General features: G+C 60.3%; 15 protein-coding genes. 5 read left to right on the top strand and 10 right to left on the bottom strand.

The window, feature by feature from the left end; translation table 11 throughout:
* Positions 1-197: 197 nt before the first annotated feature.
* The 3 genes from mfd to DWF74_RS25865 are packed head-to-tail and all read left to right on the top strand — an operon-like array spanning position 198 to position 6,926.
* Positions 198-3,647, top strand: a complete 3,450-nt coding sequence (mfd, locus tag DWF74_RS25875) for a transcription-repair coupling factor (RefSeq protein ID WP_115581964.1) — start codon at positions 198-200, stop codon at positions 3,645-3,647.
* 10 nt (positions 3,648-3,657) lie between these two features.
* Positions 3,658-4,224 (top strand): CsiV family protein, encoded by a 567-nt coding sequence (locus DWF74_RS25870; protein WP_115581963.1) that lies wholly within the window; start codon positions 3,658-3,660, stop codon positions 4,222-4,224.
* An 11-nt stretch (positions 4,225-4,235) separates the two neighbouring features.
* Positions 4,236-6,926, top strand: coding sequence for a DEAD/DEAH box helicase (locus tag DWF74_RS25865; protein ID WP_115581962.1), 2,691 nt, complete (start codon positions 4,236-4,238; stop codon positions 6,924-6,926).
* Between the two features lie 50 nt (positions 6,927-6,976).
* On the opposite strand, the gene nagZ is transcribed toward DWF74_RS25865, so the two are convergent.
* A complete protein-coding gene (gene nagZ, locus DWF74_RS25860; protein WP_115581961.1) occupies positions 6,977-7,987 on the bottom strand; it encodes a beta-N-acetylhexosaminidase in 1,011 nt (336 codons plus the stop codon).
* Between the two features lie 187 nt (positions 7,988-8,174).
* Entirely contained in the window at positions 8,175-8,882 is a 708-nt protein-coding gene (locus DWF74_RS25855; RefSeq protein ID WP_016967101.1) for a TetR/AcrR family transcriptional regulator, read from the bottom strand.
* A 251-nt stretch (positions 8,883-9,133) separates the two neighbouring features.
* Here DWF74_RS25855 and lexA point away from each other — a divergent pair, with 251 nt between their 5' ends.
* Together lexA and sulA are read left to right on the top strand one after the other, a co-directional pair.
* The gene (gene lexA / locus DWF74_RS25850) at positions 9,134-9,739 is read left to right on the top strand and encodes a transcriptional repressor LexA (protein ID WP_102863772.1); all 606 of its coding nucleotides are present in this window, start codon (positions 9,134-9,136) and stop codon (positions 9,737-9,739) included.
* 10 nt (positions 9,740-9,749) lie between these two features.
* The gene (gene sulA, locus DWF74_RS25845; RefSeq protein ID WP_102863773.1) at positions 9,750-10,223 is read left to right on the top strand and encodes an SOS-induced cell division inhibitor SulA; all 474 of its coding nucleotides are present in this window, start codon (positions 9,750-9,752) and stop codon (positions 10,221-10,223) included.
* A gap of 106 nt (positions 10,224-10,329) precedes the next feature.
* Here sulA and DWF74_RS25840 read toward each other — a convergent pair whose 3' ends face one another.
* From DWF74_RS25840 to fadA, 8 genes are all read right to left on the bottom strand, one after another.
* Positions 10,330-10,563 (bottom strand): hypothetical protein, encoded by a 234-nt coding sequence (locus DWF74_RS25840; RefSeq protein WP_102864101.1) that lies wholly within the window; start codon positions 10,561-10,563, stop codon positions 10,330-10,332.
* 158 nt (positions 10,564-10,721) lie between these two features.
* The gene (locus tag DWF74_RS25835; protein ID WP_115581960.1) at positions 10,722-11,279 is read right to left on the bottom strand and encodes a LemA family protein; all 558 of its coding nucleotides are present in this window, start codon (positions 11,277-11,279) and stop codon (positions 10,722-10,724) included.
* Between the two features lie 3 nt (positions 11,280-11,282).
* Entirely contained in the window at positions 11,283-12,299 is a 1,017-nt protein-coding gene (locus tag DWF74_RS25830) for a hypothetical protein (RefSeq protein WP_115581959.1), read from the bottom strand.
* The gene (locus tag DWF74_RS25825; protein WP_115581958.1) at positions 12,299-13,342 is read right to left on the bottom strand and encodes a hypothetical protein; all 1,044 of its coding nucleotides are present in this window, start codon (positions 13,340-13,342) and stop codon (positions 12,299-12,301) included. Before DWF74_RS25825 ends, DWF74_RS25830 begins: the two co-directional genes overlap by 1 nt.
* 50 nt (positions 13,343-13,392) lie before the next feature.
* Positions 13,393-13,917, bottom strand: a complete 525-nt coding sequence (locus DWF74_RS25820) for a DUF6586 family protein (protein ID WP_102863777.1) — start codon at positions 13,915-13,917, stop codon at positions 13,393-13,395.
* Between the two features lie 165 nt (positions 13,918-14,082).
* Positions 14,083-16,695, bottom strand: a complete 2,613-nt coding sequence (topA, locus tag DWF74_RS25815) for a type I DNA topoisomerase (RefSeq protein WP_102863778.1) — start codon at positions 16,693-16,695, stop codon at positions 14,083-14,085.
* Positions 16,696-16,809: 114 nt separating this feature from the next.
* The gene (locus tag DWF74_RS25810; RefSeq protein ID WP_019093731.1) at positions 16,810-17,046 is read right to left on the bottom strand and encodes a DUF1653 domain-containing protein; all 237 of its coding nucleotides are present in this window, start codon (positions 17,044-17,046) and stop codon (positions 16,810-16,812) included.
* A 99-nt stretch (positions 17,047-17,145) separates the two neighbouring features.
* Positions 17,146-18,321, bottom strand: coding sequence for an acetyl-CoA C-acyltransferase FadA (gene fadA / locus DWF74_RS25805; protein ID WP_102863779.1), 1,176 nt, complete (start codon positions 18,319-18,321; stop codon positions 17,146-17,148).
* Between the last annotated feature and the right edge of the window lie 4 nt (positions 18,322-18,325).

The following is an 18,325-nucleotide window of genomic DNA, read 5'->3' as shown; positions in this document are numbered from 1 at the left end:
AGCCAAGCAACCTGTATGTAACCCTCCGTAACACCGAGCAAATTCGGCACTACATTTCCGCCAAAAAAGCACATTTTGTTGTCATAGCCACTACATTTGCCCTGACCGGCGTAATAGACGCATCAGCCACTGACAGTGGCCACCCGGGGCCGTTACAATTACCGACTTTCGTCGCAACGCTTGGAGCTTGACCGTCCGTGCCCGTCCTGCGTCTACCGCTACTCCCTGCCGCCGCCGGTAAACAGCATTGGGGCAACCTGCCCGGTGCCGCCCTGAGCCTGGCCATCGCCGAAGCCGCCAGCGCCGCCAAGCGCTTTACCCTCCTGCTGACCGCCGACAGCCAAAGCGCTGACCGGCTGGAACAGGAACTGGGCTTCTTCGCCCCGGATCTGCCGGTGCTGCATTTCCCCGATTGGGAAACCCTGCCCTACGACCTGTTCTCGCCGCACCAGGACATCATTTCCCAGCGCATCGCCAGCCTCTACCGGCTGCCGGAGCTGGAGCACGGCGTACTGGTGGTGCCCATCACCACCGCCCTGCACCGCCTGGCGCCAACCCAGTTCCTGCTGGGCAGCAGCCTGGTACTGGACGTTGGCCAGAAGCTCGATGTGGAACAGATGCGCACGCGCCTGGAGGCCAGCGGCTACCGCTACGTCGATACAGTTTATGAGCACGGCGAATTCACCGTGCGCGGCGCCTTGATCGACCTGTTCCCCATGGGCAGCAAGTTGCCTTACCGCATCGACCTGTTCGACGACGAAATCGAGACCCTGCGCACCTTCGATCCGGAGAACCAGCGCTCCATCGACAAGGTCGACTCGGTGCGCCTGCTGCCGGCCAAGGAATTCCCTCTGCAGAAAGAAGCAGTGACTCGCTTCAAGGCGCGCTTTCGCGAACGCTTCGACGTGGACTTCCGCCGCTGCCCGATCTTCCAGGACCTGAGCAGCGGGATTACCCCGGCCGGTATCGAGTACTACCTGCCGCTGTTCTTCGAAGAGACTTCGACCCTGTTCGACTACCTGCCCCAGGACACCCAAGTGTTCTCCCTGCCGGGCATCGAACAGGCCGCGGAAAACTTCTGGAACGATGTACGCAACCGCTATGAAGAGCGCCGCGTCGATCCATCGCGCCCGCTCCTGCCTCCGGCGGAACTGTTCCTGCCGGTGGAAGACTGCTTCGCCCGCCTGAGAAACTGGCCACGGGTGGTGGCGAGCCAGCAGGACATCGAAACCGGCGTCGGCCGCGAGCGTTTCCCGGCCCACGAATTGCCCAACCTGGCCATCGAAGCCAAGGCCAACCAGCCGCTGGCGGCGCTCTCGGGCTTCCTCGACGAGTTCCCCGGCCGAGTGTTGTTCACCGCCGAATCCGCCGGCCGCCGGGAAGTGCTGCTGGAGCTGCTGGAACGCCTCAAGCTGCGACCGAAGACCGTCGACAGCTGGCCGGATTTCGTCGCCAGCAAGGAGCGCCTGGCGATCACCATTGCCCCTCTGGACGAGGGACTGGTATTAGACGATCCGGCCCTGGCCCTGGTGGCGGAAAGCCCACTGTTCGGCCAGCGGGTGATGCAGCGTCGGCGCCGGGAAAAACGCGCCGACGCCAATAATGATGCAGTGATCAAGAACCTCACCGAGCTGCGCGAAGGCGCGCCGGTGGTGCACATCGACCACGGTGTCGGCCGCTACCTGGGTCTGGCGACCCTGGAGATCGACAACCAGGCGGCCGAGTTCCTGACCCTGGAATACGCAGAGGGCGCCAAGCTCTATGTGCCCGTGGCCAACCTGCACCTGATCGCCCGCTACACCGGCAGCGACGACGCCCTGGCGCCGTTGCACCGCCTCGGTTCCGAAGCCTGGCAGAAAGCCAAGCGCAAGGCCGCCGAGCAAGTGCGCGATGTGGCCGCCGAGCTGCTGGACATCTATGCCCGGCGCGCCGCCCGGGAAGGTTACGCCTTCGCCGATCCGAAGGCCGACTACGCCACCTTCAGCGCCGGCTTCCCCTTCGAGGAAACCCCGGACCAGCAGAGCACCATCGAAGCGGTGCGCGAGGACATGCTCTCGGGCAAACCGATGGACCGCCTGGTGTGCGGCGACGTCGGCTTCGGCAAGACCGAAGTGGCCATGCGCGCCGCTTTCATTGCGGTCCACGGCGGCAAGCAAGTGGCCATCCTGGTGCCCACCACCCTGCTCGCCCAACAGCACTACAACAGCTTCCGCGACCGCTTCGCCGACTGGCCGGTGACCGTGGAGGTGATGAGCCGCTTCAAGTCGGCCAAGGAAGTGAACGCCGCGGTGGCGGACCTGGCCGAAGGCAAGATCGACATCGTCATCGGCACCCACAAGCTGCTGCAGGACGATGTGAAGATCAAGAACCTGGGGCTGGTGATCATCGACGAAGAACACCGTTTCGGGGTGCGCCAGAAGGAACAGCTCAAGGCCCTGCGCAGCGAAGTCGACATCCTCACCCTGACCGCCACGCCGATCCCCCGAACCCTGAACATGGCCGTCTCGGGCATGCGCGACTTGTCTATCATCGCCACGCCGCCGGCGCGACGCCTGTCGGTGCGCACCTTTGTCATGGAGCAGAACAAGAGCACGGTCAAAGAGGCCCTGCTGCGTGAGCTGCTGCGTGGCGGCCAGGTGTACTACCTGCACAACGACGTGAAAACCATCGAGAAATGCGCCGCCGACCTGGCCGAACTGGTGCCCGAAGCACGGATCGGCATCGGCCATGGGCAGATGCGCGAACGCGAACTCGAACAGGTGATGAGCGACTTCTACCACAAGCGCTTCAACGTGCTGATCGCCTCGACCATCATCGAGACCGGGATCGACGTGCCGAGCGCCAACACCATCATCATCGAGCGCGCCGACAAGTTCGGCCTGGCCCAGTTGCACCAGTTGCGCGGTCGGGTCGGCCGTAGTCACCACCAGGCCTATGCCTACCTGCTGACACCCCCGCGCCAGCAAATCACCCCGGACGCTGAAAAGCGCCTGGAAGCCATCGCCAATACCCAGGACCTGGGGGCCGGTTTCGTGCTGGCCACCAACGACCTGGAGATTCGCGGCGCTGGCGAGCTGCTGGGCGACGGCCAGAGCGGGCAGATCCAGGCTGTGGGCTTCACCCTTTATATGGAGATGCTCGAGCGCGCGGTGAAGGCCATCCGCAAGGGCGAACAGCCAAACCTCGACCAGCCCCTGGGCGGCGGCCCGGAAATCAACCTGCGCCTGCCGGCACTGATTCCCGAGGACTACCTGCCGGATGTCCACGCCCGCCTGATCCTCTACAAGCGCATTGCCTCGGCGACCGACGAGGACGGCTTGAAGGACCTGCAAGTGGAGATGATCGACCGCTTCGGCCTGCTGCCGGAGCCGACCAAGAACCTGGTCCGCCTGACCCTGCTCAAACTCCAGGCCGAAACCCTGGGGATCAAGAAGGTCGATGGCGGCCCGCAAGGCGGGCGCATCGAGTTTGCCGCAGATACGCCGGTGGACCCATTGGCACTGATCAAACTGATTCAGAGCCAGCCCAAACGCTACAAATTCGAAGGCGCAACCCTGTTCAAGTTCATGGTGCCGATGGAGCGCCCGGAAGAGCGCTTTAATACACTGGAGGCGCTGTTTGAACGCCTCACCCCGAAAACTGCTTGAAGGACGCCCCATGCGCCTGTTCCGCTCCCTGTCCCTGCTCTTGACTCTGATCGCGCCGATGGCGTTTGCCGACGACCTGTACCAGGTGGAAATGATCCTTGTACGGCAGAATGCCGAGCCGCAGATCCTCAGCCGTGCTGCCCCGGAAGACTGGGCCGCCGGCGCTCAACGCCTGAGCCCGGACAGCCAGCGCACCCCGTCCCTGGGCGGGATCGTCGAGAAGCTCAACGCCAGCGGCAACTACAGCGTGCTGCTGCACAAGGCCTGGCAGCAGACCCTGGGGGAAACCCCGGTCAAGGTGGCCCTCAGCGACGGGCCGGAGCAATTCGGCCAGTTCCCCATCGAGGGCACCCTGAACCTCAAGCTCGGGCGCTTCACCGATGTGGACGCAGACTTCTGGATCAACCAGATCGACAGCAATGGCCTGGTCACCCGCAGCGAACGCCTGAAGCAGCAAAGCCACACCAAGAACGGTCAGCTCAACTACCTGGACAACGGCCACCTGGCGCTGCTGATTAAGATCACCTCGCTCACCGCACCGGCGCCGCGCCCTGCTCCAACTGAAATACCGGACTGATCGAAGTCCCTATGACCCCGCCCCTGACCAAACCCCTGGCCCCGTCCTGGGTCAATCGCTTCAAGGAACAAACCTTGGAGCGTGGCCGGCGTTACGCCCTGGAAAGACGCGTGCGCATCGTGACTGCCGCAGACAGCGCTATCACTGCCAGTTGCGAAGGCTCCGGTGGCAATGTCTATCGGCAGAACATCAGCCTGCGAGAATCGAGCAAGGGCAACCTGCTGCTGATCGACGCTCATTGCACCTGCCCGGTCCGCAGCAACTGCAAACACATCGCCGCCGTGCTGTTGCAAGTGGAAGAAACCCTGGCCTTCCCCACCGCCGCCAAGGATGCCGAGCTGCTGGAGAAACTCTCCGCTGTCCTCGACAGCCGCCGCCCCGCCGCGCCGCCACAGCACTTGCTGGAGGATGTGCAACCCGTGCCGCGCCTGTGGCTGGCAAGCATCGAATTCAGCGCTTTCGAACCACGCAACGGCAAGATGCAGCGCTATATCCAGCACCGCGCCGCACTGTCATTCAACTACATGGGCGAACACGTCAGCGGCCAGAAGTATGCCGATGTGATCATCCGCCAGGAGCATCAGACCCTGCGTATAAAGCGCCACCCCGAGCGTGAGCAAGGCTGGCGCGAGCAACTGCGAAACCTGGGTTTCAAGATCGCCACCCGGCAGAGCAAGGCGTTACCGGAAAGCGCCGGCGAGCTGTTCGAGATGGTCAACGACAGCGCCTGGCTGACCTTCACCCTCAATGAGCTGCCCAAGCTGCGCAACCAGGGCTGGGAGCTGCAGATCGACGAAGGCTTCGGCTTCGACCTGACAGCCGTGGACGACTGGTACGCCAGCGTCGACGAAGCGCCAGGGCGCGACTGGTTCGACCTGGAACTGGGGATCATCGTCAATGGCGAGCGCCTGAGCCTGCTGCCGATCCTACTTAACCTGATGCGCTCCCACACCGAACTCCTCAACCCGGAACGCCTGGCCAGGCGCCGTGACGATGAGTTGATCCTGGTGAACATCCCCAACCGACCCAATTCCTTGCACGGCCCGCTGCAAGTGGCACTGCCCTACGGCCGCCTGAAACCGGTGCTGGCAACCCTGGGTGAGTTCTATCTGCATGAGCCCGGGGAAACCGCCCTGCGCCTGAGCAGTGCCGATGCCACACGCCTGAACCCACTGCAGGACCTGCCACTGCTCTGGGAGGGTGGCGAGCATATCCGCACCTTTGCCCAGCGCCTGCGCGACATCAAGGACTACTCGGCGCCGGTGCCAGAAGGGTTGAATGCCACCCTGCGCCCCTATCAACAGGAAGGCTTGAGCTGGATGCAGTCCCTGCGCCAGCTGGAAGTGGGCGGCATCCTCGCCGATGACATGGGCCTGGGCAAAACCCTGCAGACCCTGGCCCATATCCTCAGCGAGAAAAACGCCGGCCGCCTGGACCGCCCTTGCATGGTGGTCATGCCCACCAGCCTGATTCCCAACTGGCTGGACGAAGCGGCGCACTTCACCCCGCAACTCAAGGTTCTGGCGCTGTATGGCGCGGGACGCAAGAAACACTTCGCGCAACTGGCCGACTACGACCTGCTGCTGACCACCTATGCACTGCTGCCCAAGGATGTTGAACTGCTGGCCGCGCAGCCCTTGCACGTACTGATCCTAGACGAGGCGCAGTACATCAAGAACCCGTCGAGCAAGGCCGCCCAAGCCGCACGCGAACTCAACGCCCGGCAGCGCCTGTGCCTGTCTGGCACGCCCCTGGAAAACCATCTTGGAGAACTCTGGTCGCTGTTCCACTTCCTGTTGCCGGGCTGGCTTGGCGATGCCAGGAGCTTCAACCGCGACTACCGGGTGCCGATCGAAAAGCACGCCAGCGAAGTGCGCCTGCAGCACCTCAACGGCCGGATCAAACCCTTCCTGCTGCGCCGCACCAAGGAGCAGGTGGCCACCGAGCTGCCGCCCAAGACCGAGATCATCCATTGGGTCGAGCTCAACGAGGCGCAACGTGATGTCTACGAAACCATGCGCCTGGCCATGGACAAGAAAGTCCGCGACGAGATCACCCGCAAGGGCGTGGCGCGCAGCCAGATCATCATCCTCGAAGCGCTGCTCAAGCTGCGCCAGGTGTGCTGCGACCTGCGCCTGGTCAACGACTCGCCCCCGGCACGGGGCAGCTCGTCGGGCAAACTCGACAGCCTGATGGAGATGCTTGAGGAGTTGTTCGAAGAAGGCCGGCGCATTCTGCTGTTTTCGCAGTTCACCTCGATGCTGAGCCTGATCGAAGCCGAGCTCAAACGACGCAAAATCGCCTACGCCCTGCTCACCGGCCAGACCCGGGATCGGCGCACGCCGGTGCGGGATTTCCAGAGCGGCAAGCTGCAGATCTTTTTGATCAGCCTCAAAGCGGGCGGCGTGGGCCTGAATCTGACCGAGGCCGACACCGTGATCCACTACGATCCGTGGTGGAACCCGGCGACCGAGAGCCAGGCTACCGACCGCGCCTACCGCATCGGCCAGGAAAAGCCGGTGTTCGTCTACAAGCTCATTGCCCGGGGCACCGTGGAGGAGAAGATCCAGCTCCTGCAACAGGAGAAGTCGGACCTGGCGGCAGGCGTACTGGACGGGCGCAAGGCCGGCGACTGGAAGCTGCAGAGTGAAGACATCGAAGCCCTGTTCGCCCCGCTGCCGGACAACAAAGCCGGCCGCTGACCCGATATGGGCACCCGGGAGTTGCTCCTGGTGCCCATTAGTCGGCGTCCTCAGTCAATCAGCTGGGCAGCCCTCAACGCCTCCAGGGCCTTGAGCCAGCGAGGGTCCTGCTTGTACTCGATATTGGCAAACGCCTGACCACGCATCCGTGCAATGCGCGGCGACGGCTGCACTTTCAGGCGCTGCGCCGCGCTCAATGCCAGCTCGGCCGCAGCACGGTCATTGCACACCAGGCCCATGTCACAACCGGCACCAAGAGCGGCTTCGATCCGGCTCGCGGCATCCCCCACCACGTGAGCGCCGGCCATGGACAAGTCATCACTGAAGATCACCCCGTCAAATTGCAGCTCGCCGCGCAGGATGTCCTGCAACCAGCGCCGAGAGAAACCGGCCGGCTGGGGGTCGACTTGCGGGTAGATCACATGAGCCGGCATCACTGCCGCCAGTTGCTTGCTCAGGCGCGCAAATGGCAGCAGGTCCTTGGCACGAATCTCATCCAGGCTGCGCTCGTCGTTGGGAATCGCCACATGGGAATCGGCCTCGGCCCAGCCATGCCCGGGGAAATGCTTGCCCGTGGCCGCCATCCCGGCGCTGTTCATGCCGCGGATAAAGGCACCGGCCAACAACGCCGCGCGCTCCGCATCCCCCTCGAAAGCCCGACTGCCCACTACCGCACTGCGCTGATGATCAAGGTCCAGGACCGGAGCAAAACTCAGATCAAGGCCCACAGCCAGCACTTCGGTGGCCATTATCCAGCCACACTGTTCAGCCAGGTATTCGGCATTCGGGTTATCCGCGAGGGCGCGCATGGCCGGCAGACGAACAAAGCCCTGGCGTAGCCGCTGTACCCGGCCACCTTCCTGATCCACCGCCAATAGCAGATCAGGACGGATGGCGCGGATCGCCGCACAGAGCTCACGCACCTGGCGCGGATGCTCGATATTGCGAGCAAAGATGATCAATCCACCCACTTGCGGCTGGCGCAGGAGTTGGCGATCTTCAGCCGTCAGCCAAGTACCGGCGACGTCCACCATCAAGGAGCCTTGCAGGCCAACGGTCATAAAATTTCCTTAATCACAAATACGCGCGCCATCAGCGATGGCTTCCTGGCGACGCAGACAAGGCCGTATCCGCGAGGGACACAGCCGAGCCGATCGACATCGACGAGAGGAAAGCACAGGGGTAAAAACGGGAATCGGCATGGGCGGCTAGCTTAGCGGATGTAAGCTGTCGCGCCCACCCGTGAGGTCAAGCCTTGGCGACTGCCGGGGCCGACTTGCTACGCGGCTTGAGCTGAGCGCTAGCCATGGCTTCGTCTGTGACCCCGGTTTCGGCACGCATGCCGGCGGCGAGGAACGGCACCATCAGCCGCATCACCTGCTCGATGGAGGTATTGACCCCGAAATCGGTCTCGGCAATGGCACGCAGCGCCTTGATACCAGACATGCTGAAGGCCGCAGCACCCAGCATGAAGTGCACACGCCAAAACAACTCGATGGGGGGAATACGCGGCGCCGCTTCGTTAACCAGCAACATATAACGGCGGAATACCTTGCCGTACATGTCTTCCAGATAACGCCGCAAATGGCCCTGGCTCTGACTAAAGGCCAGTCCCAGCAGACGCATGAAGATCGACAGGTCGTTACCACTACGAGGCTGCACCACCAGCGCCTGTTCGACGAGGATTTCCAACAACTCCTCAAGACTCGGCTTGCTGTCCGGTTTTGACTGCCGCCGCTCCAGCTCGCGATCAAGACTGATGCAGAAAGGTCCAAGGAAGCGCGAGAACACTGCCTGGATCAACGCCTTCTTGGAACCGAAATGATAGTTGACAGCCGCCAGGTTGACCCCGGCCTTGCTGGTGATCAGCCGCAACGAGGTTTCGGCAAAACCTTTTTCCGCGAACAACTGCTCGGCAGCATCGAGAATGCGTTCAACGGTTTCCGACTGGGCCATGGCTACTCCGCCTGACAAACACTTGTTTGAAACATACGTTTCAGGCTCTGCAATGTCAAGCCTGCCGGCCTCTGCAGAGGCCATACGGCGCGCTATTTAATCATACCTACCGACCTCTGTAGCCAGCCTTCGGCAACGGATTCCAGCATCAGGATGACGACCGCCCGGTAGCCCCCAGAAAAAGGAGGATTGCCAAGTGACACTCACTGTATATAATCCCAGTCACTGTATAAAAAGACAGAGCGATCGACATGCTAAAACTGACGCCACGCCAAGCTGAGATTCTGGCTTTTATCAAACGCTGCCTCGAAGACAACGGGTATCCCCCCACCCGTGCCGAAATTGCCCAGGAGCTGGGCTTCAAGTCACCCAATGCCGCCGAAGAACACCTCAAGGCTCTGGCCCGCAAAGGCGCTATCGAGATGACTCCAGGAGCCTCTCGCGGCATTCGCATCCCCGGTTTTGAAGCCAAAACCGACGACTCGCTACCCATCATTGGTCGTGTCGCCGCCGGCGCCCCCATTCTCGCCCAACAGCACATCGAAGAGTCCTGCAACATTAACCCGACCTTCTTTAATCCTCGCGCCGACTACTTGCTTCGGGTCCAAGGCATGAGCATGAAAGACATCGGCATCTTCGACGGCGACCTGCTCGCGGTGCATACCACCCGCGAAGCTCGTAATGGCCAGATTGTAGTCGCGCGCATCGGCGATGAAGTCACGGTCAAGCGCTTCAAGCGCGAAGGCAGCAAGGTCTGGCTGATCGCCGAGAATCCGGAATTTGCCCCTATCGAAGTCAACCTGAAAGATCAGGAACTGGTGATCGAAGGCTTGAGTGTCGGCGTCATTCGCCGCTAAAGGAGGCTCCATGCAGTTCCCCCAGACACCACAGCAAGCACAACTACCACTGTTCGAAGCGTTCCTGGCCCAGCCACTGGCGCCCGTACTCAAGGAAGCGGTCGAATCGCCCTGGAACAACGATCCAGAAGCCTTCAGTGAACTGTCGCTGCGCGGCGCCACCGGGAACTGCCTGAACCTTCTGGCCCCCATCCTCAGGGAGCTGAGTCAGGATCAGGACGCCCGCTGGCTGACCCTGATCGCCCCTCCATCCAGCCTGACCCAAAGCTGGTTGCGGGAGGCTGGACTGAATCGCGAGCGCATCCTGCTGCTGCATCCACGGGGTAATCAAAGCCCGCAGCAGCTCGCTTGTGAAGCCTTAAGACTGGGCCGCAGCCATACCGTGGTCAGTTGGCTGAACCCGCTAAGCGGCAGTGCTCGGCAACAATTGATCAGTGCCGCACGCACGGGTGATGCGCAAAGCCTGAATATTCGCCTGGGATAAATACCGGGAAGTCACAGTAAATGCGCTTGAATGACGCGAGGCTTCTCCAGGATTGAGAAGCCGAAACAAATATGACGAATAACCGGAAGAAAACCGATAAACGGGTTTAGTGGAGAACCCGCGGACCGTCTTCCTTGTCGATTTCACCTTCAACCAAGCGTCCGGCCATCTGCACGCCGACGCTCAACATGGCCTTGGCCACTTCCACATGCTGACCTTGCAAAAAGACTTTGGCATCCTCGGAAAAATCCAAAGTAACCAGAGAACCCTCGTCCTCAGCTCTGCGCAGCTCAATACGACCGTCTGGCAATTCGACAATTTCTAGAAAGGACGTTGGCATAAAAGTCTGGTCTCCACGAAAGGCGGGGATTATATCAGTCATAACCCCCACCTCGCTCAGGATCTTGCATGGCAGCAGCCACTGCTCGACGCACCACCTTCCCTTCTCCACCCGATGCCCCCTAAGCCGAACCCGCCAAAGAGGCGCAGCAGAGCCCCTCAGAAATTCGGCTTGTATTCAAAACCCGCCGACGCCTGGCTGTCGGAAAACGGCGTGACCAGTGACTTTTTCAGGGTCAACCGATTAACCAGCGAGCCGGGAAACAACTGAATGCTGTTATTGAAATGCTCCACATTCAGATTGAACAGGGTAATGGCGCCGCTGACATTGCCCTCCTGCTCGGCTACCTCACGCATCAGGTTGTTCATCAGCTCCGCAGACTTGAGCTCGGGATAGGCTTCAAACGCCAGGTTCAACCCTCCCAGCAACGCCTTGGTCTCCCGATCCACCGACTTCAACGCCTCGCCATCCGCCACAGATGGCAAGCTGGTGATCGCGCTACGGAGCCCGACTATTTTCTCCAGCAACTGGCTTTCGTAATCCTGAAAACCGGCCACTTGCGGCTCAAGCACATCCAGCACCTTGATCTTCTGCCTCTGGTAGGCGAGCACATCTGACCAGGCCCGTTGCACGCGGTTATAAGCGCTGACGATCTTGTTGTAATGCACATAGGCAAGAACACCCAAGACAATCGCAATCAATAACAACAATTCCATACCCTACTGCTCCATATCATCGGTGACTGTCAGCGGAAGCTCGAAATTGTTGTCCTGCAACTCCGCCAACTCATGCACGAGGGCCAGAACCGGAAAAAGGTTCGGCAATTTAAGCCCCTGCTTGATCTTTGCGTAGAAGCCCGGAAGGTCCTCAAGGGTTCCCGGGTCCTGATAGGCCATGACTTCGGCATCATCGAAGCTCAGACACAAGCGCCCCTGACTGGAAAACTCCAGATTCACATTCTTCAGCTGCCGACAAAGACCCAGCAAGAAAACCAGGGTGGTGGGCGTTGCGAACCTTGCGCAAGCCAGCTCACTCTCACCACAAAACATGAAAGTCCTGTTGAAGTCATCGAAGGTAGTCTCGAAGACCTTGCGCCTGGTAATTTTTTTATCCGGGAGATTGCTGCGCACTGCCACGCCCCTCACCCAGGGGAACTCCACCACCAGACTGAAGCGATCGAAGCTCTCATACACCCGCTCGGACTCGCCATCGGATTTTTTCTTGATATGAGAGTTCACATAACGCAGGTGGTGAAAGACAAAAGACAGCTCGTGCCGAGCTCCCTGATAGACCCCCTTGGCCGAAGCCTCGATACGACGACTGTCATTGCCACGGTCATAGTCATCAAACTCACTGCTCAATTGCCTGAAACGCTCATCAGCTGATCCACCCGGGTCCCACAGACCATTACTGAGGAACGAACATTTACGGGCTATCTTCTTCGGTAGCTCGTCAAAGACCGCCTTACGGCTCATCCAGATGTACAGACTGGCAAAACCCAGGCACGCCGCAACAAACACCATCGGGATCACACCAGCCATGGCAGGCACGGCCGCAGCAATAGCCAGCATCAACAGCACCAGGGGCTGGGCATGATCGAATTTCAACCCACCTTTGAAAGTGCGGAGCTTGTCGATAACCTTCAGCAAATCCTCGTTTGACCTGGCGCGCGCAACTTCCGCGTCGCAGTTGGCCAACAAGCGGACCAGCTCGGCATCATGCTTGAGAAACTGCATCATTCTTCCTTGCTCAATTCGCCGGATTCAGAAGTCTGTGGAACGACAGCAGTAACAACATGACCGTCGTGCTGCTGGGCCAACCGCTCTATCTGCGCCAACAACGGATACAACTTCGGCAACTCGATGCCAGCCTCGATCCGCTCACGAAAGACCGCCAGATCACTCAGCAACCCCGGATCGGCATAAGCCATGATGTCTTCATTGTTGAAGCTCAGGCAGAGCCGTCCCTGGCTGGAGAACTCCAGATTGACCCCATGGAGCTGGCGCGAAAGCGCCATCAACAGATCCAGCGTCGCAAGCGTGGCGAAGCGCTCGCAACGGGCGGGGTCAATGCCGCGCAGCACAAAGGTCTGATTGAAATCGTCGCGGTCGGTCTTGAAGGGCTGTCCAGACAGCGGTATTTCCAAGGGGCTGGACCGAACCGCAATCTCTCTCACCCAAGGGAAATCCACCACCAGACTGTAGCGGTGGTAGTTCGTGTAAACCGTCCTGAAGCCTCCGCTGGCCTCACGTTCGCGACTGGAGATCACATATCGTAGATGGTGATACTCGAATGCCAGCGAATGCCGCTCTCCTCGATACATCCCCTGGAGCGAGTCCAGGATACGGCGCTGCTCAATCTCGCTGCCCCGCTGGTAATCGGTGAACTCGTTGTCCAGTCTCTTCAGGCGCCAGTCGGCACTGCTGTCGAATTCGCTCAAGTCGTTGCCCAACATCATGCACTTGCGGGTAATGCTCGCCGCCAGATCCGTCAACGCCCCAGAGACGCCCTTGCTGACCCGGTAGCTGAAGAAACAAAGAGCCATAAACACCCAGAACATTCCGCCCATGCCATCCATCAACAACCCAGCCGCTAGCGCGGCAAACGCCAGCACCAGGAGCGTTATTGACTGCACATGATCGAACTCCAGGCCACCGGGGAATATCTCCAGCCGGTCGAGCACCTCCAGCAGATCCGCCTTGGACTGAGCGTTGATGACTCGCATCTGGCAATCGCTCAGCAGGCGAACTAGCGCTTGGTCACGCAAGAAGAACAACATAAATCTTCCTTGATCAATTAAACGCGTCGCGCATCAAGCGACGCTCAGGCTCAACACTCGTTCAAGCCATCTCGAAAACGAATGGCCAGGGCCTTGAGATTCTGCCGCCAACTTTCCAACTCTTCCCGGCTCAGTTCCTGCTCCGACTCTTCCTCGTCCAGATTGACCGCCACGATCAGCGGCTGGGTCACATCACCCTTGGGCTTGTGTGGTGCTCGCGGCGGTTGAAAGAGTTCGCTGTAAGCGGATAGCAGTTGCGCCAGCCAGGTCTGCGGGCTCTGCGCCAATTCCACCAGCTCCGCCAGCTCGGGAATCGCAATGCTATCCAGCACTTCACGGCTAAGGATCTGCTCGACCCGTGCAGTATTGGCCTGCGGTAGCCGGTAGAACCCTGCAATTTCGTGGCATAGCCCCAGCAAGGCACCGTACAGGTGGAACAGCACCGATTCGCGCCCGGCCTGAACCTGTGCCTGGGCATTCATCGCCCGCCCCTCTTCAGCCCGGGCCAGGGACTCGAGGGCCAGGCCGGCAAAGTAGATTTTCTGATTGGTACGGGTATAGAGCTCGTGGGCCATGTAGGCAGCCTCCACCACAAGAAGAGAACCGAATGCGGACGGCACAGTTTCAAGGATCACTCCCGCGCACCGCAAGGCAAAAGAAAGGCCGCATGACTCCCAACGGAATCATGCGGCCCTGTACAGCGCTACATCGAGGAGCAAGCCCCTCGAAACAAACAGTGCTTAGCGCTTGTCTTCGACCTTCCAGGTACCACCGTCGTAGAACGCACGCCAGCCGGTCGGCTTGCCATCAACCTCGGTCTGCACGTACTGCTCCTTGGTCTTGCGGCTATAGCGCACCACCGCCGGACGACCGTCCGGGTCCTTTTTCGGCGCTTCGCAAAGGAAGTGATACTTCGGATCAATTTCGTCCTTGTGCGGGATCAGCTCCAGCACCAGCGGCGCGCGGGTTTCACGGTTTTTCGGGAACTGACTGGCGGCCAGGAACAGACCCGAAGCACCATCGCGCAGTATGTAAGTGTCGTTGACCTTCTCGCACTTGAGCTCAGGCATCTTCACCGGGTCCATCTTCGGTGGCGCCGCGTCGCCGCTTTTCAGCAGCTTGCGAGTGTTCTTGCAGGTCGGATTGGTGCAACCGAAGAACTTGCCGAAACGGCCTGTCTTGAGCTGCATCTCGCTCCCGCACTTGTCGCATTCCAGGCTCGGGCCTTCATAGCCCTTGATCCGGTAGCTGCCCTCTTCGATCTCGTAACCGGCGCAATCCGGGTTGTTACCGCAGATGTGCAGCTTGCGCTTTTCATCCAGCAGGTAAGCGTCCATCGCCGTGCTGCAGATCGGGCAACGGTGCTTGCCGCGCAGTACCAGGGATTCAGATTCGCCCTCGTCGTCCGCAGCGATCTCATCGCCCGGCACCAGGTTGACGGTGGCCTTGCATCGCTCCTTCGGAGGCAGGCTGTAGCCCGAGCAACCCAGGAACACGCCGGTGGAAGCGGTACGAATCTGCATCGGCCGACCGCAGGTCTGGCACGGAATATCGGTCATCACCGGCTGGTTGGCGCGCATGCCGGTGTCAGCGCCCTCAGCCACTTCGAGTTTCTTCTTGAAGTCGCCGTAGAACTCGTCAAGGACGTTCTTCCAGTCGCGCTCGCCCTGGGCCACGTCATCGAGGTTCTCTTCCATGCCGGCGGTGAAGCCGTAGTCCATGAGGTTGGAGAAGCTTTCGGAGAGACGCTCGGTGACGATGTCACCCATCTTTTCCGAATAGAACCGACGGTTGTGCAGGGTTACGTAGCCGCGATCCTGAATGGTCGAAATGATCGCCGCATAGGTCGAAGGACGACCGATGCCGCGTTTTTCCATTTCCTTCACCAGGCTGGCTTCGGAATAGCGCGCCGGCGGCTTGGTGAAATGCTGGCTTGGATCGAGCTTGATCAACTTCAGCACTTCGCCCTGCGCCATGTCCGGCAGCACATCGTCATCACCTGGCTTACTGATCTGCGGCATGACCCGGGTGTAGCCGTCGAACTTGAGGATACGGCCCTTGGCGCGCAGCTCGAAGTCGCCAGCGGCCACGCTGACGGTAGTGGACAGGTATTGCGCCGGCAGCATCTGGCAAGCAACGAACTGGCGCCAGATCAGCTCGTAGAGCCGCTCAGCGTCACGTTCCATGCCCGACAGTTTGCTTGGATGGGTGTTCACGTCGGACGGACGAATCGCTTCGTGCGCCTCTTGGGCCCCTTCCTTGCTGCTGTAGACGTTGGGCGAGGCCGGCAGGTACTTGTTGCCGAACTCGTCTTCGATATAGGTCCGCGCCATCGCCACGGCATCTGCCGAGAGGTTGGTGGAATCGGTACGCATATAGGTGATGTAGCCAGCCTCATACAGACGCTGGGCCATCATCATGGTCTTCTTCACCCCGAAGCCCAGGCGGTTGCTCGCGGCCTGCTGCAGGGTGGAGGTAATAAATGGCGCCGACGGCTTGCTGCTGGTGGGTTTGTCTTCGCGCTTGGCGACGCTGTAGGCCGAAGCCTTGAGCTTCTCCAGGGCAGCCATGGCCTGTGTTTCATTGAGCGGTTTGAAGGCCTCGCCGTTTTCACGAGCCACTTCAAAACGCACATTCGAGCCCTTGGCGGTGCCCAGATCAGCGTGTACTTCCCAGTATTCTTCCGGGATAAAGGCACGAATTTCGCGCTCGCGCTCCACCACCAGCTTCACGGCTACCGACTGCACACGACCGGCGGACAGGCCACGGGCAATCTTCGCCCACAGCAGCGGCGAAACCATGTAGCCCACCACGCGATCAAGAAAGCGACGGGCCTGCTGAGCGTTGACCCGATGAATGTCCAGCTCGCCGGGCTGGGAGAAGGCTTCTTGGATCGCCTTCTTGGTGATTTCGTTGAACACCACGCGCTTGTAGCGGCTGTCGTCACCGCCGATGGCTTCCCGCAGGTGCCAGGCGATGGCTTCCCCTTCGCGGTCCAAGTCCGTTGCGAGATAGATGGTGTCGGCATCCTTGGCAAGGCGGCGCAGCTCTTCAATGACCTTTTCCTTGCCGGGAAGGATTTCGTACTTGGCCTTCCAGCCATGCTCGGGGTCGACGCCCATGCGTGAAACCAGCTGCTTGCGCGCTTTTTCCTTCGGCGACAAGGCCGGGGCTTCGCCCGCAGCGGCCTTGCCACGCTTGGCGGCTGGCTCTTTGGCGGCGCTCGCCGAACCGCTGGTGGGCAGGTCTCGGATATGGCCGATACTCGACTTCACCACGTATTGGTTGCCCAAGTACTTGTTGATGGTCTTGGCCTTAGCCGGGGATTCCACAATGACCAGCGATTTGCCCATGGATCAGAAAATTCCTGAATTCGAGAAGTGAAAGGCGGTTGGCGCCTGACGCGGCCCCGCTATATATAGTGGCAACAAGGTGAGGTCAAGCGCAGGGTACTGCGCGACCTGCACTTACGCCGGTGAAAAAAGACTGGGTTCGGCCTGCACCAAAGCAAAGCGTGGGACCTGCTCGCCGTCAACTTCGACCGACTCCAGGAACATGCTCAAGGGTCGCACCCAAAAACCGTAATCCCCATACAGGGCTTGGTAAAACACTACTTCTTCTTCCGTTTCCGAGTGCCGCGCCACGCTGAAAACGCGGTACTGCGGCCCCTTGTAATGCTGATAGAGCCCGGGTTGTAACTGCATGCTCTGGCCCTCGTGCAATTTTTTTCAAAATAAAAACAAATAAATCTTCAGAAAAACAAAAACCGGGGCACAGGGCCCCGGCTTCCATCAACCCAACGCTTAAACGCGTTCGAAGACGGTCGAGATGCCCTGGCCAAGGCCGATGCACATGGTGGACACACCGAAGGTGCCGCCATTCTGCTTCATGACGTTGAGCAGGGTCCCGGAGATACGCGCACCGGAGCAACCGAACGGGTGACCCAAGGCGATCGCGCCGCCGTGCAGGTTAACCTTCTCATTCATCTTGTCGAGCACTTTCAGATCTTTCAGCACTGGCAGAGCCTGTGCAGCAAAAGCTTCGTTGAGCTCGAAGAAGTCGATGTCGTTGATGCTCAGGCCTGCGCGCTTCAAGGCTTTCTGCGTGGCCGGTACTGGACCATAGCCCATGATCGCCGGGTCCACACCCGCCACCGCCATGGAACGGATCACTGCCAACGGCTGGATGCCCAGATCCTGGGCACGCTGGGCCGACATCACGATCATGCACGAAGCGCCGTCGGTGATCTGCGACGAAGTACCGGCAGTCACGGTGCCACCCTTGGGGTTGAACGCCGGCTTCAAGGCCGCCAGGCTTTCCAGGGTGGTTTCGGGACGAATGGTTTCATCGTAGTCGAACAGTTTCAGGAAACCGTTCTCGTCATAGCCCTGCATCGGGATGATTTCGTCCTTGAACTTGCCTTCCACGGTCGCCTTGTGGGCGAGCTGGTGGGAGCGCACGCCAAAGGCATCCTGCTGCTCACGGGTGATGCCATGCATCTTGCCCAGCATCTCGGCGGTCAGGCCCATCATGCCCGAGGCTTTCGCCGCGTACAGGGACATGTGCGGGTTCGGATCGACACCGTGCATCATGCTCACGTGCCCCATGTGCTCGACGCCGCCCACGACGAATACGTCACCGTTGCCGGTCATGATCGCCTGCGCTGCAGTGTGCAGCGCACTCATGGACGAACCGCACAGACGGCTAACGGTCTGGCCAGCCGAAGTATGGGGGATCTGGGTCATCAGCGACGCCATGCGCGCGATGTTCCAGCCCTGTTCCAGGGTCTGGTTGACGCAGCCCCAGATCACGTCCTCGACTTCCGCCGGGTCGACCTTGGTGTTGCGTTCCAGCAGTTTGCTGATCAGGTGCGCCGACATGTCTTCGGCGCGGGTGTTGCGGTGCATGCCGCCCTTGGAGCGGCCCATCGGAGTACGACCGAAGTCGACAATCACGACGTCTCTAGGATTCAAGCTCATATTT

The sequence above is a fragment of the Pseudomonas protegens genome, assembly GCF_003363755.1.
Lineage (GTDB): Bacteria > Pseudomonadota > Gammaproteobacteria > Pseudomonadales > Pseudomonadaceae > Aquipseudomonas > Aquipseudomonas danubii.
Note: the sequence above shows the minus strand (reverse complement) of the source record. Positions and strands in the feature narration are given on the sequence as shown.